A 26,656-nucleotide genomic window follows, 5' to 3' on the forward strand; every position below is an offset into this window, starting at 1 on the left:
TTCTATACGGCAGTGGTGTTAAATTCTAAAAAATAGGTGCAAATAATGTAGGGACAGGGGGCAATGCCTTGTCCTTTGTGAGAGGCTTCTATTCGGCAGGCAAATCGAAAAAATCGAAAAAAATCAAGAAAATAGAAAAAACCTAAGCAAACTATGCAGGGCTGCTTAGGTTTTGAGGCGTGTTTAAATACTTTTTGAAAGCCTTTTAAAACTTTTAGAAAAGAGAACGAGGGCGGCTTAGGACTGATGGTTAGGGTCTGCTGCTTAGGGTCTGATTCTTAGGGTCTGATAGTTTTGAGCAACAGAGCCAATTTTTGTTTCAGTTCGCGCCTATCTACAATAAAATCTAAAAAGCCATGTTCTAAGACAAATTCCGCCGTTTGAAAGCCTTTGGGCAAATCTTTGCCGATAGTTTCGCGAATCACGCGCGGACCTGCAAAGCCGATAAGGGCTTCGGGTTCGGCAATGTTGAAGTCGCCCAACATGGCGTAGGAAGCCGTAACGCCTCCTGTTGTAGGATTGGTTAGGAGCGAGATATAGGGCAATTTGGCATCAGAAAGAAGGGCTAATTTGGCAGAGGTCTTTGCCATTTGCATAAGGGAGTAGCCTGCTTCCATCATGCGTGCGCCGCCCGATTGTGAGATGATAAGGAGCGGCATTTTATTTTCCAAACAAAAATCTATCGCCAAGCTAATTTTTTCGCCTACTACTGACCCCATCGAGCCACCGATAAACTTAAAATTCATACAACAGACCACTAAATCCTGCCCTTCTATCTTGCCATAAGCCGAAGAAAGGGCATCATTGAAGCCTGTACTTTTTTTGGCACTTTGCAGACGCGCGGTATAGGGTTTGGTGTCGTAAAATTGCAGTGGGTCGAGGGCGCAAAGGTCGGCGTTGAGTTCGGTGTAGGTATTGTCGTCAAAAAGTATAGAAAAATATTCTTTCGAGCCAATGGCAACGTGATAGCCGTCGTCGGGGCAGACCCAAGCGTTTTGCGCCAATTCCTTTTTGAGGATAATCTTGCCGCTGGGCGTTTTGAACCACATATCGGGCGAATCGCGCTTTTCTGTGGTTGGGGTCGTGATGTTTTTATCTTTTCTTTGAAACCAAGCCATATTGTTACTGAGTTTTCACAGTCCTACAAAGTCCAAAGAGGTTGTTTTTTCCAAACCCTAAGCGTTTTTGAAGACGCTTAGGGCTTTTTTGCAGGGCTGATATTTTGGAAATTAAGCTATCGTAATTTCAGGATTTAGATACACGTCTTGAATGGCGTTGAGCAGCTCGATGCCGTCTGCTAAGGGCTTTTGGAAGGCTTTTCTACCTGAAATCAAGCCCATGCCACCTGCGCGTTTGTTGATAACGGCAGTCTTGACGGCTTCTGCCAAATCTGACGCGCCCGACGAAGCACCACCAGAATTGATAAGTCCGATTCTGCCCATGTACGAATTGGCTACTTGGTAGCGACATAGGTCGATGGGGTTTTCGGAGGTAAGTTCTGAATAGACCTTTTTGTGGGTCTTGCCAAAATTGAGGGCATTGTAGCCGCCATTATTTTCGGGGAGCTTTTGCTTGACGATGTCGGCTTGAATGGTAGAGCCTATGTGGTTTGCCTGCCCTGTTAGGTCTGCCGCCACGTGATAATCTACGCCATCTTTTTTAAAGGCGTTGTTGCGTGTATAGCACCAAAGAATGGTTGCCATGCCCAGCTCATGCGCACGCTCGAAGGCGGCAGCCACTTCTTGTATTTGTCGGGTAGCCTCGTCTGAACCAAAATAAATTGTTGCGCCTACGGCTACTGCGCCCAAGTTCCATGCATCTTCAACAGAGCCAAACATGACTTGGTCGAATTTGTTGGGATAGGTGAGCAGTTCGTTGTGGTTGATTTTTACGATAAAAGGAATCTTATGTGCATACTTGCGTGCGATGATGCCCAAATTGCCAAAAGTAGTGGCTACGGCGTTGCAACCGCCTTCGATGGCTAATCTGACGATATTTTCGGGGTCGAAATAGTCTGGATTGGGCGCAAAAGACGCGCCTGCGGAATGTTCTAAGCCTTGGTCTACGGGTAGGATAGAAACATAGCCTGTGCCTGCCAAACGCCCTGTGTTATAGATTTGTGCCAAACTCCTCAAAACCTGTGGGTTGCGGTTCGAAACCCCAAATACTTGGTCTATAAAGTTGGGATTGGGCAAATGCAAACGCTCTTTGGAGATGGTAGTAGAAACGTGTTGGAGCAAAAGTTCTGCTTCGCTGCCGAGCCATTCGGCTACCTTACTGGTGCTAATTTGATGGGTATGTGCCATATTTTGCAAGAAGTATGCGATAAGATGGGTGAGAAATGAACGGCTTTACTACAAAGTCTTAAAAATAAGACCTTGTGCCTTCAAAACGCTGCAAAGATAACCATTTTTTAAAAAAAGCATAACCAGCGGTGAGGCAAATCCTGAAATGCGCCTATCTCAAAGCCTCGTTATGTGCGAAGTTGGAGCTTCGCGCTACAATTAGAAAAACCGTCGGCGAGGGCTAACAGCCTCGCCGACGGTTGCATTGCCAAGTAGCTACGCGCGAAGCTGGAGCTTCGTGCTACAGCCTCGCCGACGGTTGTAGGGACAAGGTATTGCCTTGTCCGCAGTGCGATTGAAATAAAAGAGGATTTTTAGACCCAGAATAGGATTTTTACCAAATTTTATTTTGTTTCTAATTTGACAAATCAAGATTTTTTTCAGAGCTTAACATTATTAAGTAGCTACGCGCGAAGCTGGAACTTCGCGCTACTTTACGATTAGCGGCTAATGTCCAAGACCTCGAAGTAGAGTTTGCCTTTGGGAGCTTCAATTTCGGCTACTTCGCCGATTTTTTTACCCAATAATCCTTTTCCGAAAGGCGATAAAACCGAAATTTTATTCTGTTTCAAATCCGCTTCTTCCTCTGCTACCAAAATATATTCCATCTCCATCTTTTTATTGACGGTATTGCGAATCCTGACCTTTGAAAGAATAGAAACGCGCGAAGTATCAATCTGCGACTCATCTAAGATGCGTGCATTGCTTAAAATATGCTCTAATTTTGAAATTTTAAGTTCCAACATGCCCTGTGCATCTTTGGCAGCGTCGTACTCGGCGTTTTCTTTCAAGTCGCCTTTTTCGCGTGCCTCCGCAATTTGTGACGCAATTTCGATGCGCCCTTTGGTTTTGAGTGTATGCAATTCTTGTTTGAGTTCTTCGAATTTTTCGGGAGTGAAATAAGATACAGACATATTCTTATTTTTTTAGTGGTTTTTAATGATTTTGAGAAATAGCAAGAAAGCCTTTCTATCAGAAAGAAGTGCTTATCTAACTAATTTTTTTTTGATATAGAATCTAACTACATAGATGCAAAAAAGACAAAAAAGAACACACCAAATGCGCCAAGGAGCAACTTTCAGATTTTGAAAACTTTAGACAAGGGCTAAAATTAAGGACTAAGATTAGGCAGGGACTAAAATTTCAAGAAGAAGAAAGATAAGGCGTTTGGTGTCAGCGGTTCGTATTCTGTAATAAAGCGAAAACGAGCGCGGATTTTAAAGCATTTTTAAAATCGCGTTCGCCTTTGGTAGCTAAACTGCTAATAAAACGGAAAATAAGACGGTAAAGTTCGCACCAAAAAGCAAGAAGGAAAAAGAAAACGGGTGCGAAATTGTAAAACACAAAGGTACAACATTTTAGACAACCAGCCAAATGCAGCGGCATAAATTTAGAGGAAGTTTTCTACCCTCGCGCGGCATCGGGTTAGTCTAAAATGGCAGGGGCATATTTGGGTACTACCAAAAAGAAGCCATCTTGCCCTTCTTTCTGATAGAGCGGCATGAGCAGGTAGGCATCAAGGGGGGCGCGAATTTCACCGCGCTTGTCTTGTGCCAATAATTCACCTTTTTCTACAAATTGGAAATTGACAAAGCCTGCACGCATACAGAAGTCATCACCCTGTTCTACTCGATGTACCATAAAAAAGTCTAATTCTTGTGCTAATTTTTTTCGCTCCAAATAAGACTTTAATTGTGCCTTTTCTTCTACTTCTTTCGGTATCAAGTGGCTTTCTACCATACCCAAAGCGGCTAAGATGCGCCAAATTCCTGCTGCAATGTCGTAAATGGCTTGTTCGCTACCTGTCTGACCTGCTTCGAAGGCGAAAGTTTCGTATCCCTGCTCACTCATAAAACCCATAGAAGTTCCTGCCAAGCCGCGCGTAAGCCCATGAATGATAGGGACATCTAATTTTTTTAGTAGGGCAAGGTCGGAAGTGGGGGTAGAAATGGCAAAGATGCCGTCGGGTGCAGAGGTAGTGTGAAGGTCGATAAAGACGCGCCTACGATAGCGATTGGCTTGGGTGTATTTTTGTAGGGTCTGATAAATTTCTTTGAGTTGGAATAAATCGCCATCTTGTTCGGTGTAGGTATCGATGTTTTCCAAATATTGGGGTTGCCATAGACGGTTGAGGTCTTGCCTTAGATAGCGTTTGCCTAAGCGCAGGGCTTCCAAATTGCCTGCCAACGCCAAAAGATGCCCTTTGAGTGGGATTTTCAGCCTTTGTATCGTACTTACGACACTTTCCAAGCCCAAATAGCCCGCCTTTTCGTTGCCATGCAAACTGCCCAATAGGATAAGTTCTACTTCTTGGTCAGGATTTCTACTTGCTGCATTTATATCTGCGATGATGCGTTTATATTCCATGTCAAGCAAATTTTGTATCTTTATTTATACGAAAAATAGCATAAGAGAACAAACAAGGATTGCATTTTAGCACAAACAATTTAGCGCAAATAATAAAGAACTTTGGTCTGCACCGCTACCCTGATTTTTGTGTGGGGGAGTTTGGTACAGACCAAAGCCTATTTTAGCTTACTTGCGCCTATTTTTTGATAGTTTTGATAGCACTATCTAAGCCTTCACCTAAGCCTCCGAAGGGGTGTCGGTGGCTCTATTGGCTTCTTTATCGGCTTGGATAGCCTGTTCTATCACCTGCAATTCCTTTTGAATGTCCTTGATTTGGGCTTGTGCTGCCTGAATCTTGGTATCAAATTCGGCGCGTAGTTTATCTGCCGTTTTAGAGGCGGCAAAAAATTCGAGGTTGTTGCGCCAAAGCTGAATATCGTTTTCTATGGCACTGATTTTGGTGCGTAGGGTGCGCTCTTTGTTTCTCAACTGCTTGATAGCCAAAGGGTTATCGCCAATAGATTTGAGAGCTAATTCGGTCTGTATGGCATTTTGCGCTTCACTATCCAATCCAGAGGCAGCCAAAAACGCTTTGATAGCCTTTTCAAAACGCTCCTGAATGTTGCGGATTTGGTTGGCAGGCACAAAACCGATTTTATTAAAATCGTGATAATGGGCTTTTAGCGTTTCCACTTCTTGGCTATTGGCAGCGGCAAGGCTTTCGAGTTGTTCGCAAATGGCTTGTTTTTTCGCCAAATTCTTATCCCATTCTGCGGCTTGCAAGTTTTTGCGGTTGCGTTTGCGCTCGAAGAAGTAATCTACGGCGGTTTTAAATTCCTGATAGAGGCTCTCTTTAAACTTTTCAGGAACGCTACCTACTTCGCGCCACTGGTTCTGCAAATCTTTAAGCAAAGAAGCCGTATTTTCCCAATCATCACTTTCTTTTAGCTCATTGGCACGCGCAATGAGGGCTTGCTTCTGCTCTAAATTCTTCTGACGCTCGGCATCTACTTTTTCAAAGAACTGCGTTTTGGCGCGGAAAAAGTCTTTAAAGTTTTTCCAAAATTGTTTGTTCAAATCTTTGGCTACTTCGCGTGGAGCTGCCCCGATACTATCCCACTGCTTTTGCAGTTCGAGGATTTCGCGCGTCTTTTCGTTCCACTCTTTAAAGGAATCTGACTGAAACCCTACGAAGGCTTCCACTTGCAAACAAAGTGCTTGTTTTGCCTCCATGTTTGCCTGTCTTTCTGCGCGATAGGCTTCGTCTTCGCTGCGTTTTTTGGCAAATAAGGCATCAGCGATGTCTTTGAGTTGCTGCCAAAGTGCCTCGCTTTCCTCTTTGGGCGCACGTCCGATACGGCGATATTCTTCGTTTAGGGCTTTAAATTCCTCGATGGCTTTTCGCGTATTGGGGTTCTGTGCAATTTCCTGCGCTCTTTCTATAAGGGCTTTTTTTGCACTCAAATTGCGCTGCCTATCTAAGGCAATGAGTTCGCGCTCCTGTGCTTTTTTGCTAAAAAATTGGTCTAAAAGTGCGCGATAGTTGCGGTAAAGTTCTTCCGATTGAGCGGCAGGCACGCCGCCGATTTCTTTAAAGCGCGTTTGTAGGGCTTTAAGTGCCTCTAAGTCGGTTTTGATAGAATTACCAGACCCCTCGATAAGGGTTCTGATTTGCTCTAAAATGGCTTTCTTTTCTACCAAATTTCGCTGTTTGCGCTTTTCTATGCCTTCGTAATAGGCTTTTTTGGCATCTCGCAACGCCTTGTAGTGGTTGCTTAGTTCGCGCGAAAGGGTATCGCGTTGGAACTCAAAGCCTTCTTTTTCTTCTTCACTTTGGGCTTGTGCCTCATATTTAAGGCGTGCTTCTTCGCGCTCTGCCTCGTCTAAGGTGCGCATGCGGTTGCGAAGCTGGGTATAAAGTGCCTCTGCTGCTTTAAAATTGAATCGCTCGTCGCTTAGGTGGGATTGCACCTGACGGCTTCGCTCCAAAAGGGTCTCTTTTGTAGCCTCTGTAAAATCAGTAAGTTCCAACCATTCGGGCAGCGGAGCGGCTTCTGGGGGCGTTTGCAAATCAGAAGTGTCCGTTGCTTGTGCCGCGTCGGTGGTAGTGGCAGGCTCGGCTGCATTTTCTACCGTTTGTGGCAACTCGTTTTCAGCATCGGGATTCAAAGGGCGGTCTGTCATCATAAATTTCCTTTTAGGGATACGTAAGTGGTATAAAAAAGCGTCGGGTACGGGTGAAACGGTAGGAAGCGGTGAGATGATAAAGACGGGAAAGAACGCAATTCGCACAAAAAACAACAAGCGTCGCTTTTTAAGTCTTTCAATATAACCGTTCCTCCTATGTTTTGGTTTGCGAAAGCACAAAGAAGAAAGTCTTTTGTGGCAAATTTAGCAAAAAAAAATGAAAAGGAAAGCCTTGTTTTGTATATAACATTTTTTAATAACGTTCAATATCGCGCTTCTGGTCGCGCTCTTTGATGGTTTCGCGCTTGTCGTAGAGTTTTTTGCCTTTTGCAACGGCAATTTCTACTTTTGCCAAACCTTTGTCGTTTATGAAAATGCGCACAGGCACAAGGGTCGTTCCTACGTCTTGTAGGGCGCGTTCGATTTTGCCCAACTCGCGTTTTTTGAGCAATAGCTTGCGGTCGGCTTTGCTTTGGTGGTTGTGAATGTTGCCACGCTCATAGGGGGAAATGTCCATGTTGCGGACAAAGAGTTCGCCGTCCATGAGTAGGCAGAAAGAATCGGTCATGGTTACTTTGCCCTGTCGGATAGATTTGATTTCTGTTCCTTTCAAGACAATGCCTGCGGTGTAGTTTTCTAAGAAGAAGTAGTCGAAAGCGGCGCGGCGGTTTCGGATATTGACAATCTTCTGAATCCCGTTTTTGTTGTTTTTAGATTGGCTCATAGCAAGTCAGCGGTAAGGGGTGAAACATTTGTCGTATCTGCTTGGTGTGCGATACAAGACCAGAACCCATGTGAGGCGCAAAGAGTTCCCTCTTTATTGCAGCATCAAATAGGCTTTCATGTATTCGTCTAAGTCGCCATCTAAGACTGCCTGAACGTCGGTGCGTTCATAGCCTGTGCGTACATCTTTGATGAGTTTGTAGGGGTGCAAGACGTAATTGCGAATTTGAGAGCCAAAGTCAATTCTTTTTTTCGAGCTTTCAAGTTCTGCTTTGGCGGCGTTGCGCTTTTCGAGTTCGAGCTGATAGAGTTTGGCTTTGAGCATTTGCAGGGCGAGTTCGTAGTTTTGCAGTTGGGAGCGTTCCTGCTGACATTCGGCAACGACTCCTGTGGGAACGTGTTTGAGGCGCACTGCCGTTTCCACTTTATTGACATTCTGCCCCCCTGCGCCGCCCGAACGGTAGGTTTGGCGTTCTACGTCTGCCATGTTGAGGTCAATTTCTATGCTATCATCTACGATAGGATAGACGAAAACGGAGGCGAAAGAGGTCTGCCTTTTTCCTGCTGCATTGAAGGGCGAGATGCGCACCAGACGATGGACACCAATTTCAGACTTTAAGTAGCCATAGGCAAATTCGCCCTTGATTTCGAGGGTTGCTGATTTAAGCCCTGCCACGTCGCCCGCTACATAATCGAGGGTGCGTTGGCTAAAACCGCGACTTTCTGCCCAAAGTTTGTACATGCGCAGGAGCATTTCCGACCAATCTTGGCTTTCTGTGCCACCTGCCCCCGAATTGATTTCTATGATGGCATCGAGGTGGTCTTCCTCACCACTGAGCATCTTCTGAAATTCGAGGTCTTCTACGGCTTTGATGGTCTTTTGATACTCCCCTTCGAGTTCGCTTTCTGTGGTTTCGCCCATTTTGAAGAACTCGAAAAAGGTTTCCAAGTCGTCGAGTAGGTTTTGTACCTTTTCAAACCTATCTGTCCATATTTTTTTGGTCTTGATGGCTTTCATGACCTTTTCCGACTCTTTGGGGTCGTCCCAAAAATTGGGGGCTAAGGTCTGTTGGGTTTCGGCTTCGATGGCTTCTTTTTTGGCATCATAGTCAAAGATAGCCCCGCAGAGCATTGATGCGTGCTTGCAGGGTCTTGAATTGTTCGGCGTTCATATCAGGGCAAATAAAATAAGAGAGAAGTAAAATAGAGAAGTAGGGGGGTGAAAATGAAAAATAGGCGTGCAAAACTTACACGCCTATCCTATCTTTTTTATGCTCTAAATTGCAAACACAAAATCGATATTTACAAGGATAGAGAATGATTCGTGTTCGAAAACGCTACAAAATTAGCGATTTCTTCCGTATTGTTCGTGGCTTGATACCCAATCTGACGAAGAAATTGCAGAAGCGAGTGAAATTTCCCCTGCCAATACTACTCCTGCAATGATTTCAGCGAGCTTATTGACTTTATTTTTTCCGAAACAACCCAACATCTCTAAGGATTCCTTTTGAGTAGCCAAGCCTACGCCACCGCCATAGCTTGCCACGATAAGCGAAGGAATGGTAATAGAGAGGTAAAGGTCGCCTTCGGGGGTAAGTTCGGAATAGAGAATCCCTGCCGAAGATTCCGAAACATTGGCTACGTCCTGCCCTGTGGCGATAAACATAGCGGTAATGCCGTTTGCCGAGTGCAAGCCGTTGTTGTTTGCACCCGAAATAAACGCGCCTACATTCGAAACCTGCGCATGATAGGCTAACTTTTCAGGCTCTACGCGCATAATTTGAATCAAGACATCGCGCTTGATGGTACATTCTGCCACTACGCGCTTGCCACGTGTGCGCATGATGTTGATTTGGGAGGCTTTCTTATCGGTTGCGAAATTAGACTCTAAGTAGAAGTTGGTAACGCGATTTTCTTTGTAGTTGTCTAAAATCCAGCTACAAGCGGCAAAGGTTGCGCGTCCGACCATGTTCTGCCCTGCGGCATCGCCTGTGGCAAAGTTGAAACGTAGGTAGGCAAACTTATTAGAGAGGTAGTAGTCGATGTATTGCAATTTGGCAACGCTGGAGGTAGCCTCTGCTTCTTCGGCGATTTTGGCGCGATTTGCCTCTGCCCATTTGGTAAAGTCGCGTGCTGCACGTGCGTCTTCAAAAACGAAAACGGGAGCGCGTTGCATGGCATCACCGATGATGGTACATTTCACGCCGCCACTCAAATTTAAGACCTTCATGCCGCGATTGTAGGAAGCCACAAGCGTACCTTCGGCAGTAGCCATTGGAATTAAAAAATCGCCCTGTGCGTGTTCGCCATTCACTTTTAGCGGTCCTGCAATGCCGAGCGGCACTTGTGCCACGCCGATAAAATGTTCGCAGTTGCCTTGTGTGATGTGTGGGTCGAAGGAATAATGCGGAATGTGTTTGAGTTTAGCACCCGTTAGCTCTTCTACAAAGCGTTGGCGAGTCTGGATTGCACTTTCAGAATAGTCGTCGTTGTCGTCGCGCGGGATTTTTGTTTCATCTTTGAAAGAAGAAATCGCATCTTCTACTTTCAAAGAGAGCTTGCCAAAGGGCTTAGTAGAAACGGTAACCTCGATTTTATATTTGGCTTCGGGCAAAGCTCCCATCTGTGCGACTACGTCAAAACCCTTGCGAAGCGGAAAATCAACGGGGCTTTCTTCCGAAATCTTGTCGGGTGCTAATACCACACCTTCGCCTAAATTGATGCGAACCGAATGTAAGGGAACTTCCTTGCCATCAATCGCGACCTGATGCACCCCGATAAGTTTGGCATCACTTAGGCGATTTTTGATAGAAAACTGCACGCCCTCGCCCGTATTTTTGAGGCTGCCACGTGTGTAGAGTTGTTTGAGGATTAAGCTTGGTATTTGCATACTTTTGAGTTGGGTGTGATTGAAGTTTAAATATAATAGGATAAAATAGAAAGTGCAAATTTTCAGGTTATGACCCTTGCAATAGTGCCGTCCGACTGAATTTGAGATGCTAAATTTTAGGAAAAATATGCGTATTTCCAAATTTTTTTCTGAAAATCTAAGAAAAAAAATAAAATCCTTTCTTTTTCAAGCACTTACACCTGATAAAACACCGCTTTCTTCCTTCCTTTTGCTTTTTTTAGGAAAAACGTTTGTGCAAACCCTTTTTTTTCTGCATCTTGCTTGCGGAATTACCCCAAAAAGGGCAATTATTTAAAGGCTTTTGCTTGGTAGGAAGCAAAAGCTTGATTTTTACTACATCAAAAGCCTGATAATTTTGTCATCTCAAAAAACAAACGATTTTTTGCTTCTCTTTCTGTCTTAATTTTTATAATATGAATCCAAACGACGATAAAATTCGAGAACTTTTTGATAAGCTCGAAAAAATCGCCTCCAAAGAGCTGGAATTGCGACGCGATATCAGTGCCTTCAAAGAAGAGCTAATGGCTTTGCGCTATGCCAAGTCTAATTTTGAACCCACTGCTTCCGACCCTCTCAAAACTAAGGCAGCCACAGAAGAGCCGCCACAAAAAAAAGAGGGCAGAGAAGAAGTGCCGCCACATCTTGCGGCGCAAAGGGCAGGCACTTATCAGGAGAACTATCAGCCAAATCAGCAGCCAAATCAGCAAGCCGAACAGAACAAACGAGAAGAAGCCGCCCAAAATGCAAGTCAGAGTGCAAGTCAGGGTGCAAATCAAAGTGCGGCGCAAACGGCAAAGCCCATCTTCAATTTTGAGAAATTTTTGGGCGAAAACTTACTCAATAAAATCGGTATCCTCATCACCGTCATCGGGGTACTTATCGGCGTGAAGTATTCGATAGATAACGACTTAATTAGTCCGCTTACGCGCATCATCTTAGCCTATGCCTTTGGCGCAGGACTATTGGGCGTAGGCTTTTGGCTCAAAGAAAAGTACGCAGCTTTTAGTGCCGTTTTGGTGAGTGGCTCAATGGCAGTGCTTTATATCACTACTTTTATTGCCTATGATTTTTACGAATTATTGCCTCAAAGTTTTACCTTTTTTCTGATGCTTCTCTTTACCGCCTTTACCGTCTTGGCGGCTTTGCGCTATGATTTAGCCGTCATTGCGCATCTGGGCTTGGTGGGAGCTTATGCGATTCCTTTCCTATTGAGCGACGGTTCGGGCAAGGTGCATATTCTCTTTTCCTACATGGCATTGCTCAATGTGGGTATCCTGATTGTGTCGCTTTTCAAAAATTGGAAGTCGCTCTATTACAGTGCCTTTCTCTTTACTTGGCTTATCTTTTCAGGGTGGCTTGTGGGAAAATACGAGTACGAAAAGCACTTCTCACTTGCCTTTGTTTTTGGTCTTGCCTACTTCTTTATTTTCTACCTGACCCTTTTAGCCTATAAGGTGCGAAAGGCAGAAATGTTCGGACGTTTGGAAGTGGTGATGTTGCTTTTAAATGCTTTTATTTATTTTGGAATTGGTTTTTATACCATACAATCGCACCCACAAGGAAACGAGCTTTTGGGCATCTTTACGCTCACGCATGCACTTTTGCATTTCTTTGTTGGTGTATTTTTATACAAAAAAGAATTGGCAGACAAAAGTTTATTATATTTAGTATTAGGGCTGGTCTTTGTCTTTATCACCCTCACGATTCCAATTCAATTAGATGGAAGTTGGGTAACGATGCTTTGGGCAGCAGAGGCAGCACTTCTTTTTTGGATAGGCAGGAGCAAAAAAATTGTGCTTTATGAGCAAATTTCTTACGCCGTCATGTGGTTAGCTTTTTTTAGTATTTGGCAAGATTGGACTTTTGGCATCTATGATAGATACAGCTTTGCCGAAACTTTGGAAAACAAGATGACCCCTATCTTTAATGCCTATTTCATTACTGCCGCGCTCTTTTTGGTTGCTTTTGGTTGGATTTTATGGGTACGCGCCAAGACTGCCTCCGACGCTTCGCAGCAGGGTATTTTGTCGCTGCATTTTCTAAGTTATAGCGCACCGATTATCTTTCTTATCGTGTCCTACTTTACCTTCTTTGTGGAAATTTCGCTTTATTTCCGACAAAACTACTTAGAAAGTGCCTTTAAAATTGTAGATGAAATAGGAACGACTTATTACAACTATGACGAAAGTATCCCTAAGTTTTCCTACATCTGGTTGGTCAATTACACCCTTTTATTTGCCTGCCTTTTGGCGTTGCTCAATTGGAAACGCCTCAAAAACACAATTTTAGCCTATCTTTCCGCGCTTTTGGGCTTGACGGCGGGCTTGGTCTTTTTGGTTGGTAGTCTTTATTTCTTCTCCGAACTATTGGAACAGTATCTATTCGAAAGCGGTCAGCCGACAAAGGAAAGTATTTTCCTTAGCGACGCTTCTTATATCTGGATTCGCTACCTATCTCTGCCCTTTATGTTGGGTACTTTGTGGCTTTTTTTCAAAAAAGTACGCAGCTCACTTTTTCAATTCGATTTGCGAAAGCTATACGACGCACCCCTGCATATTGCGCTGGTTTGGCTTTTGAGCAGTGAGCTAATTTATATTATGAACTACAATGGCATGCAAGATTCCTACAAGTTGGGTTTGAGTATCCTTTGGGGTTGTTACGCGCTTTTGATAATAGGATTGGGCATTTGGAAAAATAAAAAGCACCTACGTTTGGCTGCCATTGGCTTTTTTGTCCTGACGATTGCCAAACTCTTTTTCTACGACCTTTCCCAACTCACCAACATTGCCAAAGTAGTAGTATTGGTTATTTTGGGACTCCTCTTGCTTGTTGCTTCTTTTCTATACAATAAATACAAAAATTTTATCTCTGATGAAAAATAAAACCTGCCTTCGCTATTTTCTGCACACTTTTTGGCAAAGTGGCTCTTTTTTCCTTACCTGTTTTCTCTTTTTGTTTCTCAAAACAGCACTTTATGCGCAAGATTCACAGGGCTATGAAACTTATCAATACCAGCGAAAACTGCCTGCCGCTACCGAGTCTTGGCACAAAATCATCTTAGACAAGGCGGTTTTGGCACAGGTGCAGCCCTCCCTTCAAGACCTGCGCCTTATCGGTATCAATGCCAAAGGCGATACCTTAGAAATGCCTTATTTGCTCAAAGAATTGAGGCAGGATACCAAAACAGAAACGGTGACAGCTTCGCTCCTCAATTCGGGAAAGCAGAATGGGCGTTATACCTACACCCTACAATTAGACGACAATCTCACCATCAATGAAATTGCGTTGCGTTTTGAAGAGCCAAATTACGAGCGAAAAATCCGATTAGAGGGCGCACAAGACCTTAAAAATTGGACACTTATTCTGAACGATTATAGGATTTTATCCATTCGCAATGAATTTACAAGTTATGATTTTAATACAATCCGTTTTCCTAATTCACGTTATCTCTACTATCGCATTTCTTTTGAAAGTGAAGTAGAGCCTGAATTAGAAGGTGCAACTTGCTTGAAAACAGTGCGCGAACAGGGTATTTACAAAGAATGGGAAACGCGCAGCAGCAAGACCGAACAAGACAAGGAAAGCCAAACTACTACCGTCGATTTTGAGTTGGCGCAAAAGTCTGCCGTTTCCAAAATTGCTTTTGAAGTAGATTCAAATATTGATTTTTATAGACGTATGCGGATACAATATTTGGCAGATAGCAGCCAACTGCCCACAGGCGAGTGGCGGTATTATTACGTCAATACTTATGAAGGCGTGCTAAGTTCTTTTGAAGAGCGTATTTTTTCTTTTGGTAGTGCCGTTTTTTCTAATAAATTTAGAATTATCATTGAAAATAATAACAACAATCCGCTTTCCATTTCTCAAATTCGTGCCAGCAGCCATCAGTACGAACTTTGGGTACGTTTCGATGAGATGACTAAAAATAACTATCTTTTTTACGGTTCGAAGTCGGTCTATTCGCCTTATTACGACCTGCAAAACTTTGAGAGCAGCGTACCCGATTCGCTGACGGTTTTGGCATTAGGTCAGGAAGAAAAAAGAAATTTGGCTGAAAAACCTAAACAAAGTCCTTTGTTTGAAAATCCAATTTGGCTTTGGAGCATTATGGGAATTATTATCCTGATTTTAGGGTTCTTTTCTTTGAAGATGCTTAAATCGTAGAAAATCGTCCGCTTGCATGGGGACAAAGTCTTTATTTTGTCCCTATGTAAAACACACTTTTTCTTTTCTCTTATCCTTGTCTATTCTTTCCTTCTCTATTATTATCTTTGTCCAAGTCCTAAATTTTTTGGACGATTTTTTTATATCTAAGTGTCTGATTTTCAAATATTTGAACCTTATTTTTTTTAGAAGATGAACTTTGTAGTGGTAGATTTAGAAGCCACCTGTTGGCAACAAAACCCAGAGGCGGATAACGAAATCATAGAAATTGGGGCTGTTTTGATAGATGCTCATGGGCAGCCAAAAGGTGAGTTTCAGCGTTTTGTGCGCCCTATTTTAGCTCCTAAGTTGAGCGATTTTTGTAAAAAACTAACTTCTATCCGACAGGAAGAGGTAGAAAACGCGCCTTTCTTTTGGGAAGTGCTGCCTGCCTTTCAAAATTGGATAGCCTCTTTTGGGCAAGACTATGTTTTATGTTCTTGGGGTTTTTATGATAAAAAACAGTTTGAAAAAGATTGCATCTTGCATCATCAAAATACAGACTGGCTTTCGCCTCATATTAGCATCAAGCACCAATACGCCAAAATCAAAGGACTGCCTCGCGCCATAGGCATGAGTAAAGCACTTGATTTAGAAGGATTTACCTTAGAAGGTACGCATCATAGGGGGATAGATGATGCAAGAAATATAGCCAAAATTTTTGTTAAATATTTGGATAAATTTAATTTTTCCGAATAAAACTAAAAAATAAAAAAACTAACAGCCGAAAAACTGTTAGTTTTTTTGTAAAAAAATTACTTTTAGTTTTCTCTTTTTGTCGCTTTTATCGCGCCCAATGGTGCTTGTCTATCGTTTCGAGGGCAGCCACTAAGAGCGAAATTGTGTCTTGTACGTCTTTTTTGTGCGCACTTTCCGTAACTTGGTGCATGTAGCGTAGCGGAATAGAGATAGCACCTGCAATAGAGCCGCCCTTTCCTAAGGTTTGCAGAGAAGCGGTGTTTGTGCCGCCGACGTTCATAATTTCGGCTTGCCAGCTAATACCTTCGCGTTCGGCAGTAGATTTTAGGAAATCAACCATGCGCGAATCGCAAATCGTTCTGCCGTCCATGATTTTGATAGCCGTCCCTTTGCCTGCTAAGGTAATGCGTTTGTTGCCACCGACTCCGCTCATGTCATTTGCCAACGTAACGTCTAAGCAAATGCTAAAATCGGGCTGAATCGTTTGTGCCGCCACCGTTGCACCGCGCAAACCGACTTCCTCCTGTACCGAAAAAAGAGCATAGACATGGAAAGGTACGCGCTCCAAACGTCTTAATGCTTCTATCAAAATATAAACCGAAATTCTATTATCCAAAGATTTTGTAGTAACAAAATCGCCCATTTCGAGCAAATTGCGCTCTCGCGTAACGACATTGCCCAAGCTCACGTATTTCAAGACCTCCTCTTTGGGAAGCCCTAAGTCTATAAAATAATCGTCTAATTCAGGGCTTTTTTTGCGCTCCTCTGGGGTCATGACGTGAATGGCTTTGCCACCAAAAACACCGATTAAATCCTTTTTGCCATGCACAATGACACGTTGAGCCGTCAGGGTCTTAGGGTCGAAGCCGCCTAAGGGCAGAACTTGTAAATAGCCATTGTCGTCTATGTGATTGACCATAAAGGCGATTTCGTCCATGTGCGCATCTACTACCACGATAGGCGCGTCTGCTTTCTGGCTGCGCTTGACCGCAACGAGATTTCCGATATTATCGACCCATATTTCATCTACATCACCCTTAATTTCGTCCATGATGGCTTGACGAATCTTGTCCTCATAGCCGGGTGCGCCGGGGGTTTGGGTTAATTTTTCTAAAAGAGGTAAGTTAAATTCCATATCGCTTTGATGTCGAGAGTTTGAAGAGAAAGAAAAAACAAAGATAGCGAATTTATGCACTTAGGGGCAAATCTTACGTTTTCAAAAAACTGCATAAGAGTTTATGAATAATTTGTAAAATCGCCTTTGTTTTGTTTGTAAGTGTTTGAAAATCAATAGTTTAGGTCAGGTTTTGTGTCGCAAAATTTGCTTGCAGATACACAACGGCACTCTTTTTTCCGATTTTTTTTAATGATAAAAGCTCAAAATGAACCTCGTTCCCAAATTTGACCTAAATTTGATAAGGGAGCGTTTTTCTATAACTTTTTGTAGAACTTAATACCTATTGGGGGGCAGGACTTTGTACCCTTGTAATAGCCCTCTTTCGCCTCAATATAGCAGAAATAAAACAAATATCCAAATTTTTAGCCAAGTTGGAAGGAGGGCTTGCCTTTTCGAGTAAAGGTCGTATCTTTGTCTTTGCAAATTATCTTTGGTTTAAAACGTTTGAAAATGCCTATCACTATAAAAACAATTATTTTTGCCAAAATGCGAATGGTTATTTTTTTGATAAATTATTTTGCAATATTTATTTTTACAATTTTTACTACACTTTTTGCACAAAAAAAAGGCGACTACCTCTTTCCTATCAAACCTAATGAACGCAACGAACTCACAGGCACGATGGGCGAATTGCGTAGCAATCACTTTCATGGGGGCTTAGATGTGCGCACCAATAACCAAATTGGCTTTCCCGTTTATGCGGCTGCACAAGGCTATGTTTCGCGTGTGGCGGTGAAGGCGCGTGGTTATGGCAAGGTTTTGTACCTCAAACACGCCAACGGAACAACAACTGTTTATGCACATTTAGATAAATTTTGTGATAAAATAGAACGTTATATCAGACAAATTCAATACGAAAGACAATCTTTTGAAGTAGATATCTTACTTGCCCCTTCTAAATTTCCCATTTTAGCAGGCGAGGAAATTGCCAAAAGCGGCAACTCTGGCTCTTCGGGAGGACCGCATCTACATTTCGAAATTCGCGACACCGCACAAAATCAGCTCAATCCCCTACTTTTTGGCTTCGACGAAATTGTGGATACTACCCCGCCTCTACTTCAAAAAATTGCCCTTGTGCCAATGGACAGGGCAGCGCGTGTAGAAGGCGTTTTTGAGCGAAAAGAATGGAAGCCTTACGGTGAAAATGGAGCTTATTTTCTCACGCAAGAAATAGAAGCGCAAGGAAAAATTGCCTTCGAGCTAATGGCACGCGATAAAATAGAGGGTTCTTATTTTAGTTTTGGAATCAATTATATCAAAGTAGAGTGTGCAGGAACTACCCTTTTTGAGTATCATCTTACAAAATTACCACTCGAACATACACGCTACATGAACCGCTTTATCAACTATGAAACTTGGGCTAAGTCGTCAGAGCGTTTCATGAGGTGTTATGTAGCCGATGGAAATTGTTTAGAAAGTTGTAAAATAGCCGATACAGGTGGAATTTTAGAAGTAGAAGATGGAAAACAGTATAAAGTGCGAATCGTGGTGGCAGATAGTTATGGCAACGAAAGTGTCCTTTTCTTACACGTAAAAGGAAATGCTAAAAAAGAAGCAAGTCGCCCTTATCCTCTAAAAAGCACCTTTGAAGTACAAGACTCTTATCTTATTTTTAAAGCAGATTTATCTGCTACTTTTCCTCATTTAAACAAAGCTACTATTTATGCAAATTATCAAAATTACGCGCTCGAACCTGCTTATACGGTAGGAAATATCGCCACTTATCTCTATGATTTGCGTTTGGCAATTCCCGATTCTATACAACTTCCAAACCAAAATTTTATTTATCCAAATATACTAACGGCTATTCCTTCGGAGGCAGATTTCAAGTTTTATCACCCTGATTTCAACCTTTTTGTGGAAAAAGAATCTTTATACGATACACTTTATTTACAAATGCGGACTACCCAAGTGCAAAATGCAGCAGGCAAAAATGTCCAAGATTGGGTTTTTTCGCATGCGACAATTCCCCTGCATCAAGCCGTTACGCTGCATTTAAAAACCAAAGAAAAGTTTAAAAATCCTAATAAAGTAGGTGCATATATTATTTACGGGAAAAGTTTAAGTTATCAAGGAGGGGTTTGGCAGGGGGCGCATTTTAAATTTACAACGCGCACTTTGGGGCGTTTTCGCTTAGTAGAGGATACAAAGCCGCCTAAAATTCAGCGCGTAGGTAGGAAAGGGCTAACTTTTCGCATCACCGACGACCTTTCAGGAATTGATACCTATACCGCGACTTTAAATGGCGAATTTATTTTATTTGAATATGATGCAAAAAGCAGTCTTCTAACTGTATTGCCTTTTGACGAAAATAACAAACTAAAAGGCGAGTTTGTTTTAAAAGTAATTGATAATATGAAAAATGAGTCTATTTTAAAAATTTATATTTAATATCATAAAAATAGAATTGATTACGCTTACACAAAACTATTCTCAACTCTTACTTTTGAGATTCGTTTGAGGCAGTGCAGCTGCCTTTGTGGTGCTTTTTTTTGTTGAACTTAGAATTTATAAAATCCGTCTATTTGTGCATTAGGATAGGTTTCACTTAACAAAATGCCTAAACAAGAATAGCGGATGCAGTTTTTTTTACAAAAAAACTATCTCTTTTTTGCAGTCTGTCTTTATTTTTTGCTTTTTTTAACGAAAAAAAGGCTATCTTTGTCATACCCCAAAATCAAAGACCCAGAAGACAAACATTCCTAAATCATTGTTTTGTGCCTAAAAAGCGACACTACTTTTCGAGCAACAGTTGTCTTTTATCACTGCATTTTTTTACTTTTCTAAACTTTTAAATTCAGATGCGTGGAACCGTTGCCAAATGTGTAGAGCGTTTCGTTGTAGAAACCTATGGTGCTAAGGCGTGGAAAGACTGTTTGCAGCAGGTCAATCTGCCTGCCACTTACAATATCAGTGTCATGTCGGAGGTAGATGACCGCATCAGCTTGCGACTGTTGAATGAAATTCACGAGGTTTTGGGGCTTACACACGAAACTTATACGGATAAATTAGCCAAATATTGGATGCTTGTCTATGCGCCCGAAACATACAAGCCCTTTTATCGTTCTATCAAAACTCTCCCCGATTTTTTGCAGAAACTTGATTGGATACACCAGTTTATGGTTAAAGATAATTCAAAAAATACGCCTCGTTTTTCTGTCAAAAAAATAGCAGAAGGATTGATACAAATAGAATATCAGTCAGAAAGAAATCTGCACGTTTTGTTTAAATACATGTTGATTTATTTAGCAGAGTATTTTAAACAACCTGTTCAAATCAAGTACCTAAACGAGGGGGTGGTGCAGGTTGGGTTTTAGTTTGATTGATACCCAATAGGCACAGAGAAGGTTTAGGGCAAAGGTAAGGCAAGCATAAAACAGTAAAAAATGATGGAAAAGAAAGGGCAAAGTCTTTAAAAGATAAAGAAAAAAGTTTGAAACCTGCTTTTTTCTTGTATCTTTGCCTTGAAATGGGCGTTGTTGTGGGCGCAAAATGCTAAAAATTACGGCGATTCTGAACACTTCCAACAGCGCACGTAGGGCGATTCGTCTTTATATTGATTTTTTCTAACCTTCTCCTTTCTTTCGCATGTGTGGTATTACGGGGGTTTTTGCTTTTAACGAAATTGGTAGATTTAGTTTGGTGCGTTTGGCGGCGGCTACCGAAGCCTTAGCCCATAGAGGTCCCGATATAGGCAAACTTTTTAACGATTATTTTGTGGGATTGGGACATCGTAGGCTTTCCATCGTCGACCTTTCGTCTTCGGGAACACAGCCCATGACGGACGTTTCAGGACGTTATACGATTGTCTTTAATGGTGAAATCTATAACTACCAGACGCTAAAAAAAGAATTGCAAGGCATTGATTTTCAGTCTGATACAGATACCGAAGTCTTGCTCTATTTATACATAAAAGAAGGCGAAAAATGCTTGGAAAAGCTAAATGGTTTTTTTGCCTTCGCCGTTTATGACAACGAGGAACAAGAAATTTTTATCGCTCGCGATAGAATGGGCATCAAGCCGCTTTATTATTATCAAGATGAAGATAAGTTTTTGTTTTCTTCGGAAATCAATTCACTTTTAGCATATAAAATCCCTAAAAAAATAAATTGGGCGGCTATCGCTACCTATTTTCAGTTAAGTTATATTCCTGCTTCTTTGTCTATTTTTGAAAATGTAAAAAAATTAGAACAAGGGCAATTTCTCAAAGTTAGGAAGCGCAATCTTGTGCAAAAAACGTATTACACGCCTCCAAAAAATTATAGAAAACAAGAGTATAATACCATTTCGTATGAAAACGCCCAGCAAAAATTAGTAGAGATTTTAGAAGATGCTGTGCGTTTGCGCCTTATCGCCGATGTACCTGTGGGGGCATTTTTGAGTGGCGGCATTGATTCTTCGGTGGTAGTGGCTTTGGCAAGTCGCCATACTTCGCAGCTCAATACTTTTTCTATTGGCTATAAAAACGAACCACTATTTGATGAAACACATTACGCTAAATTAGTGGCTGAAAAATTTAAAACACAGCATCAGGTTTTTGAGCTATCTAATGACGATATTTTTGAAGCGGTGATAAAAGTGTTGCCCTTTTTTGGCGAACCCTTTGCAGATTCTTCTGCCGTTCCGTTTTTTATTTTGAGCCAAAAGACAAAACAGAAAGCTACTGTCGCGCTTTCAGGTGACGGGGGCGACGAACTTTTTGCAGGTTATCAAAAGTACGCAGGTGCATATAAAATAAGAAAAGGTGGTTTTTTAGTTAATTTATTAGCTAATAACACAAATCTTTTAGCTAAATTTCCGCAATCGCGAAATAGCTTTTGGGGTAATAAGTTTAGGCAGGCAAATCGCTTGGCTTTGGCGGCACAGTTGGAAGAGAAGGCGCGTTATTGGCAGCTTTCTTCTGTTTTGTACGAAAAGGATTTGGCGCAGCTTTTTTTGCCCGATTGCATAGAAAAAATAGAAGCAAGTGAGTATAACACCTTGAAAAACAGCCTTTTAGACCCTATTCGCACCGAAGAAGAAGTACGCGCTATTGGCGCAAATGACATCAATGATGTGCTTTATGCTGATGTGCAGATGGTTTTAAGTGGAGATATGCTTATGAAAGCAGATTTTATGTCGATGGCGCAGGCTTTGGAAGTGCGCGTTCCTTTTTTAGATTATCGTCTTGTAGATTTTGCTTTTTCGTTGCCAGAATCCTATAAAATTGATTCTAAAATAAAGAAAAAAATTGTACAAGATGCTTTTAGAAGCCTTCTCCCGAAAGAACTTTACAATCGCCCTAAGAAAGGTTTTGATGTTCCCCTTGCCAAAGGTTTCAAAACGGTTTTGCGTCCGCTATTAGAAGAACTTTTTGACCCCAATTTTATCGAAGAACAGGCTATTTTTCAAAATAGTTTTATCCAAAACCTTAAAAAGCGCGTTTTAGAAGGCACAAATTTCGACCAAGCGCAGGTTTGGACATTGCTCGTCTTTCAATATTGGTGGAAAAGGCTTGATATTCAGAAAGAAATCCCCGAAGAAGAGGACTAAAATCGCTTAAATTTTAGTTTTAATTAACTAACTTTCAGCACAATTTTACCCATATTAAGATTCGCCTGCATGCGTTTGTGTGCTTCTTCGGCTTGTTGCCACTCAAAAACGCTATCTATAATAGGCATCAATTTGCCCTCTGCCCATAAGTTTTTGGTATTTTTCCAAAACTGAAATATTAAGTCGCTTTGATAACTAAGTGAGCGATTGCGCAAGGTAGTGCCTAAAATTTGCAATCTTTTAGTTAGAAGAGTAGCTATATTAAAATTATCGATTTTTACACCACTTAGGGCGGCAAGCAATACCAAACGTCCATCGAGGCGCAGGCTTTTGAGGTTGTCTGTCCAATATGATGCTCCTATGCAGTCAATTATTAAATCTATTCCTGCCTCTTTTGAAGAAGGATAAAAAGTTTGTATTTTTTGATAAAAATTTTCGTTTGTATAATCAATTACGAGGTCTGCGCCTAAATTGCGACAGGTTGCCATTTTAGCGGTCGAGCAAGTTGTAACTACCTCTAAATCAAAGACTTTTGCTAACTGTATAGCCGCTGTGCCTACGCCACTTGCACCCGCATGGATAAGTACGCGCTCTTGGGGACACGCCTTTCCCACCAAAAATAAGGCTTGGTAGGCAGTTAAAAAGGCTTCGGGCAGGGCAGCACCTTGTTCAAAACTAAAACCTTCGGGAAGCGGCATCAGAAGATTTTGATGTGCCTTTGCCTGCTGTGCATAGCCGCCGCCGCTCAATAAAGCCATTACTTTGTCGCCAACTTGCCAGTTGGCAACCGCTTCGCCTTTGGCTTTGATAATGCCCGAAACTTCTAACCCTAAAATATGGGAAGCACCTTGGGGCGGAGGATATTTGCCTGCCCTTTGCAGCAAGTCGGCGCGATTGATGCCTGCGGCTCGCACCTCGATAAGTACCTCTTGGGAATTTATTTCGGGGCTTGCCATTTCCTGAAAAGAAAGCGTTTCGTTTGTATGTTGTATAAAAAACATTTTCTGTTTTTTTAAGTAAAAAGTTTTTCTATTATCTCATCTATTTTTTCCATGAGCGTTTCTGTTTCTACTAATACTTTAATAATTTTTTGGTAATGTGAAATTTCTTCCGAACTAAGTCGTAAATTCCTACGGTCTTTCAACCACTTTTGAGCAGGCTGATAGCCACCTATGTAAAATTCCCAAGCCTTTATGGGGATATTTTCAAAATATTGCTTGTCGTTTATCCAAATTTTTCCTATTTGAGAAGTTGTACTTTCCCAATCTACTTTTGTAATTTTCCTACTTATTAGATTGTCGCCTTGTATTGGATAATGTGCAAGTTGCGTTTCATTATCGGATAGTTCTAACAAATGCAGTTGGCGCAAATGACTACCCAAACCTACTAATTCCCAAAATAGGTTGGCTTCTTTTGGGTAGGGAATACGTGGAAAATCTATTTTTAAAAATTCTTGATATTTTTTTCTATATTTTTTTGAATATAAAATTGCATATATATAATCTAAAATATCTATGGGTGCAAAAGTATTGACCCGACCTGTCTTCTCATTTTCAAATTTTAAGTTTAGATTTTCTTCTATTTTTTGTATAATATTTTTGTTAAGATTGGGAACACGCTCTACTTCTGCCATCAAAGTAGTAGGTTTTTCTTTTATATTTTCTTGATTTGTTTCTGTATCGTTTTGTTCTAAAAACTGTATTTGTGTTCTTAAACTTTCTACTGCCGCTTGTGCTTCTTCATAAAAGTTTCTATTTTCTTCAAACAAACTCTGATGAATGGTGGTAGGATTGTCTATTTTTTCATAAAAAGGCTGTACTTTTTTATCAAAAAACTTTTTAACTTTTGTGAAATGCGCTTGGGCTTGTTCTAACTTATATTTTAATATCAAAAGTTCTTTTTCCTTTGAAAAGTTCTTTTTTCTTAGCTTTTTCTTTTTTTCAAGGTAAGTGTAAAGGGGAAAAACGTTTGTACCTGCTCCTGAGTAAGCATCGCCAAAGGCTCTATCTACAATGTATTTTGAAACCATGCCATGTTGAAAACCTCCTTGCCCCTTACACAAGCGGGGCAGAACGAGGGCTACATTTTCAGACAAAAGATGGCGCATTGTGTTGTAACGCCCATTACAGACAAATCCATTTTGAGTGCCTGTATAAAAGGTATAGCGGAAATCAAATAACCTATAAGCTATTTTAGTAATATAGTTATCGTTTTTATGATTCTCTATGACATCTGTCTTAGCGCGTAAAATTTTCCAATCTCGCGCGTCGGTAGTTTGATATTTTTTCTCTATTTCTATTTGACTTAAATGTTTAAAATCATGCAATACTTCTAAAAGATTTTCTTTGTTAAAATGAATCGTAATGGCATCACGAACCGACTCTACACCTGATACATTTTTAACAAAAAGCTCATTTGTATCAAAAAAACTATTATATGTATGAATCTCTTTAAAATTTTTAGGAACAAAAAAGTAGTTTGGTTCAGTATAGGACAACTTTTCCCAAACGATACTATTTAATGAATTTTTGCTTAAAAAAGAAAATTTTGTTTCTCTTTTACCATATGCCTCTGTATAAAAAACTTGTGCTAATTCATTTTTTTCTTTTTTTCCTGTTTTGATAAAAATATTGATAGAAACTCCCTGCATAATATCAAAAACATTTTGGTCGAGGCTGCCGTCGGGTGCAGTTTCTTTTCTTTTGGCATTGCCATGCAAGTCGAGGATGTAGATGGTATCAAAACTTTCGAGCAGGTGCTTGCGCATTTGTCTGTGTGTAATGCCATCAATAAAACTATTATTTGAAATATAAGCTAAAACACCGCTGCCATTTTTATCGATAAAATATTGTCCGTATCTAATAAATTTAATATAATCATCATCAAGATTGATTTTTCTTTCATTTAGATTTTTCTTGTAATCTGCCACTAAATCTTGTATCCAAGCACTTTTGTTGCTACTGCTGACGGCGTAGGGCGGATTGCCCAAAACAACCATAACGGGCGCGTCGCGCTTGATGCGGCTCGCCTCATTTGCTTCCTGTGAAAGCCAAGAGGAAAAAAGGGTCTTTTTTTCGGCATGATGGGCTTCCAAAGCGTTGGTTAGGTAAATGCGTAGGCGTTTGGGTTCGGTGGCTTGGTAGTCGGTTTCTTTCAAAAGCATTTCCAATTTTAGATGCGCCATCGCATAAGAAGCCATCAAAAGCTCGAAACCATGTAGGCGCGGAATTAGGTCGCGCTCCACATAATCGCTCCAAATGCCTTTGATGTTGGTAAAATAAGTATTGTGAATATATTTAATAGTTTCAGCTAAAAATGTACCAGTTCCTGTGGCAGGGTCGAGAATTTGTACCTGATGTACTTCTTTTATTGTATTTTTATCTGCACTTTGTAGCGCAATTTTGGAGGTGTCGGCAATGCCTTTTGGTAAATGAAATTCTGTTTTTAAAATATCATCTATTGCACGAATAATAAAATTGACAATCGGTTCGGGCGTATACCAAACGCCGCGCGATTTGCGCAATTTAGGGTCGTATTCGGAAAGGAAATTTTCGTAAAAATGAATAATAGGGTCGTGCGTCTGTGTATTTTTACCAAAATTTTTGAGCAATTTTTCTAAATCCGTAGCCCTAAATACTGCCGCCAAATTATCTACGGTAGGGACAATGCGCTCATCTATTTCTAAGCCTGCAATATAACCAAAGAGTTTGCGCAAAAAAGGGTTTGATTTTGGAATCAAATCGGCAGCCTTCTGACGGCTAAATGTTCCCAACTCGGTATCGTGGAGGCGTGCTGCGAAAAGACCGTAAGCTAAGGTCTGGGCGTAGATGTCGGCAAAAGTAGGCGGCGTAAGGTCGTGAATTAAAATTGTTTTGAAAGTATCGTATTGTGCTAATAAGGAAGATTCCTCTTGGTTAGTTTGGTCGGCGGTGATGGCACGTTCTAAAATATTTTGCAGTAACCTTGCTTTTGAAGCCATTAAAGCCGCCAACTGGTGGCTGGATTTTATATTCTGACCTGAAAAAGTACAAAAATTTTCTAATAAATTGTAAAAAATATCAAAATTCTGTGGTAAGGCAATAAGTTCTTCATTTCTAAGTTCGGCAATTCTGACCTGCTGCACTAATTCCCCATTTTGAAAAAATTGAAACCAAATATAATCTGTAATAATGAGATTATCTAAGGCTTTTTTGTACCTTTCAAATTGTTCCTGATAGATTTTGGCGTTTAAATCCTTACCCAAATCTTTGGTTTCGATATAGCCAATGGGTATATTTGCCTTTGTTAGGATATAATCGGGGTTTCCACAGTCGGTTACGTGGGCAGGCTCGTTGGTAATTTCTACCCCTTTGGTTAGTTCTCTTAATAGTTTTTCAAGGTCGCCGCGATAGGAATGTTCGCGCGAAATGCCCGCTTGAAGACGTTTTTGAAGCGTAGAAAGATAAGTGCTTAGGGTAGCCTCGATGGGGGTCATGGAAGAGTGGGTTAAAAACCAAAATGCAGGAGGGCAGTTTCTTGCTGTACTTT

General features: G+C 41.3%; 17 protein-coding genes. 6 read left to right on the plus strand and 11 right to left on the minus strand.

Annotated elements, in window-relative coordinates; all coding sequences use genetic code 11:
• Window positions 1-278: 278 nt before the first annotated feature.
• The 8 genes from accD to G500_RS0103655 all read right to left on the minus strand — a co-directional run bounded on the left by accD (window position 279) and on the right by G500_RS0103655 (window position 10,494).
• A complete protein-coding gene (gene accD, locus G500_RS0103610) occupies window positions 279-1,118 on the minus strand; it encodes an acetyl-CoA carboxylase, carboxyltransferase subunit beta (RefSeq protein ID WP_027001599.1) in 840 nt (279 codons plus the stop codon).
• A 111-nt stretch (window positions 1,119-1,229) separates the two neighbouring features.
• The gene (locus G500_RS0103615) at window positions 1,230-2,306 is read right to left on the minus strand and encodes a class I fructose-bisphosphate aldolase (RefSeq protein WP_051203257.1); all 1,077 of its coding nucleotides are present in this window, start codon (window positions 2,304-2,306) and stop codon (window positions 1,230-1,232) included.
• A gap of 479 nt (window positions 2,307-2,785) precedes the next feature.
• Window positions 2,786-3,259, minus strand: coding sequence for a transcription elongation factor GreA (greA, locus tag G500_RS0103620; RefSeq protein ID WP_027001601.1), 474 nt, complete (start codon window positions 3,257-3,259; stop codon window positions 2,786-2,788).
• Between the two features lie 511 nt (window positions 3,260-3,770).
• Window positions 3,771-4,712 (minus strand): succinylglutamate desuccinylase/aspartoacylase domain-containing protein, encoded by a 942-nt coding sequence (locus G500_RS0103630; protein WP_027001603.1) that lies wholly within the window; start codon window positions 4,710-4,712, stop codon window positions 3,771-3,773.
• Between the two features lie 219 nt (window positions 4,713-4,931).
• Complete coding sequence (locus tag G500_RS0103635) at window positions 4,932-6,986, minus strand: DUF349 domain-containing protein (RefSeq protein WP_161626073.1); 2,055 nt, start codon at window positions 6,984-6,986, stop codon at window positions 4,932-4,934.
• A gap of 148 nt (window positions 6,987-7,134) precedes the next feature.
• Window positions 7,135-7,605 (minus strand): SsrA-binding protein SmpB, encoded by a 471-nt coding sequence (smpB, locus tag G500_RS0103645; RefSeq protein ID WP_035756223.1) that lies wholly within the window; start codon window positions 7,603-7,605, stop codon window positions 7,135-7,137.
• Between the two features lie 93 nt (window positions 7,606-7,698).
• Window positions 7,699-8,776, minus strand: a protein-coding gene (prfB, locus tag G500_RS0103650; protein ID WP_154656998.1) for a peptide chain release factor 2 whose coding sequence is annotated in 2 segments (ribosomal slippage) — window positions 7,699-8,715 and window positions 8,717-8,776 — 1,077 coding nt in all. Because the reading frame shifts where the segments join, the coding sequence is not laid out codon by codon here.
• Window positions 8,777-8,949: 173 nt separating this feature from the next.
• Complete coding sequence (locus tag G500_RS0103655; RefSeq protein ID WP_027001607.1) at window positions 8,950-10,494, minus strand: hydroxymethylglutaryl-CoA reductase; 1,545 nt, start codon at window positions 10,492-10,494, stop codon at window positions 8,950-8,952.
• 434 nt (window positions 10,495-10,928) lie between these two features.
• Here G500_RS0103655 and G500_RS0103665 point away from each other — a divergent pair, with 434 nt between their 5' ends.
• The 3 genes from G500_RS0103665 (at window position 10,929) to G500_RS0103675 (ending at window position 15,420) form a co-directional block, all read left to right on the plus strand.
• On the plus strand, window positions 10,929-13,397 hold the full coding sequence (locus G500_RS0103665) for a DUF2339 domain-containing protein (RefSeq protein ID WP_027001609.1): 2,469 nt from the start codon (window positions 10,929-10,931) through the stop codon (window positions 13,395-13,397).
• Window positions 13,387-14,682 carry a DUF3999 family protein gene (locus G500_RS0103670; protein WP_027001610.1) on the plus strand — a complete coding sequence of 432 codons (1,296 nt, stop codon included), beginning with the start codon at window positions 13,387-13,389 and terminating at the stop codon, window positions 14,680-14,682. Before G500_RS0103665 ends, G500_RS0103670 begins: the two co-directional genes overlap by 11 nt.
• Before the next feature lie 192 nt (window positions 14,683-14,874).
• Complete coding sequence (locus G500_RS0103675; RefSeq protein WP_027001611.1) at window positions 14,875-15,420, plus strand: 3'-5' exonuclease; 546 nt, start codon at window positions 14,875-14,877, stop codon at window positions 15,418-15,420.
• An 85-nt stretch (window positions 15,421-15,505) separates the two neighbouring features.
• On the opposite strand, the gene G500_RS0103680 is transcribed toward G500_RS0103675, so the two are convergent.
• The gene (locus tag G500_RS0103680) at window positions 15,506-16,555 is read right to left on the minus strand and encodes a M42 family metallopeptidase (RefSeq protein WP_027001612.1); all 1,050 of its coding nucleotides are present in this window, start codon (window positions 16,553-16,555) and stop codon (window positions 15,506-15,508) included.
• Window positions 16,556-17,047: 492 nt separating this feature from the next.
• Here G500_RS0103680 and G500_RS0103685 point away from each other — a divergent pair, with 492 nt between their 5' ends.
• The 3 genes from G500_RS0103685 (at window position 17,048) to asnB (ending at window position 22,129) form a co-directional block, all read left to right on the plus strand.
• Complete coding sequence (locus G500_RS0103685) at window positions 17,048-18,988, plus strand: M23 family metallopeptidase (protein ID WP_154656999.1); 1,941 nt, start codon at window positions 17,048-17,050, stop codon at window positions 18,986-18,988.
• 410 nt (window positions 18,989-19,398) lie between these two features.
• The gene (locus G500_RS0103695) at window positions 19,399-19,914 is read left to right on the plus strand and encodes a heme NO-binding domain-containing protein (RefSeq protein WP_027001614.1); all 516 of its coding nucleotides are present in this window, start codon (window positions 19,399-19,401) and stop codon (window positions 19,912-19,914) included.
• Window positions 19,915-20,185: 271 nt separating this feature from the next.
• Complete coding sequence (gene asnB / locus G500_RS0103705) at window positions 20,186-22,129, plus strand: asparagine synthase (glutamine-hydrolyzing) (protein ID WP_027001616.1); 1,944 nt, start codon at window positions 20,186-20,188, stop codon at window positions 22,127-22,129.
• 23 nt (window positions 22,130-22,152) lie between these two features.
• Here asnB and G500_RS0103710 read toward each other — a convergent pair whose 3' ends face one another.
• A complete protein-coding gene (locus G500_RS0103710) occupies window positions 22,153-23,130 on the minus strand; it encodes an NAD(P)H-quinone oxidoreductase (RefSeq protein WP_051203258.1) in 978 nt (325 codons plus the stop codon).
• 11 nt (window positions 23,131-23,141) lie between these two features.
• Window positions 23,142-26,603: a type ISP restriction/modification enzyme gene (locus G500_RS0103715; RefSeq protein WP_027001618.1), complete on the minus strand. Its 3,462-nt coding sequence runs from the start codon at window positions 26,601-26,603 to the stop codon at window positions 23,142-23,144.
• Window positions 26,604-26,656 lie beyond the last annotated feature (53 nt).

The organism is Hugenholtzia roseola DSM 9546, from assembly GCF_000422585.1.
In the GTDB taxonomy this organism is placed as follows: domain Bacteria; phylum Bacteroidota; class Bacteroidia; order Cytophagales; family Bernardetiaceae; genus Hugenholtzia; species Hugenholtzia roseola.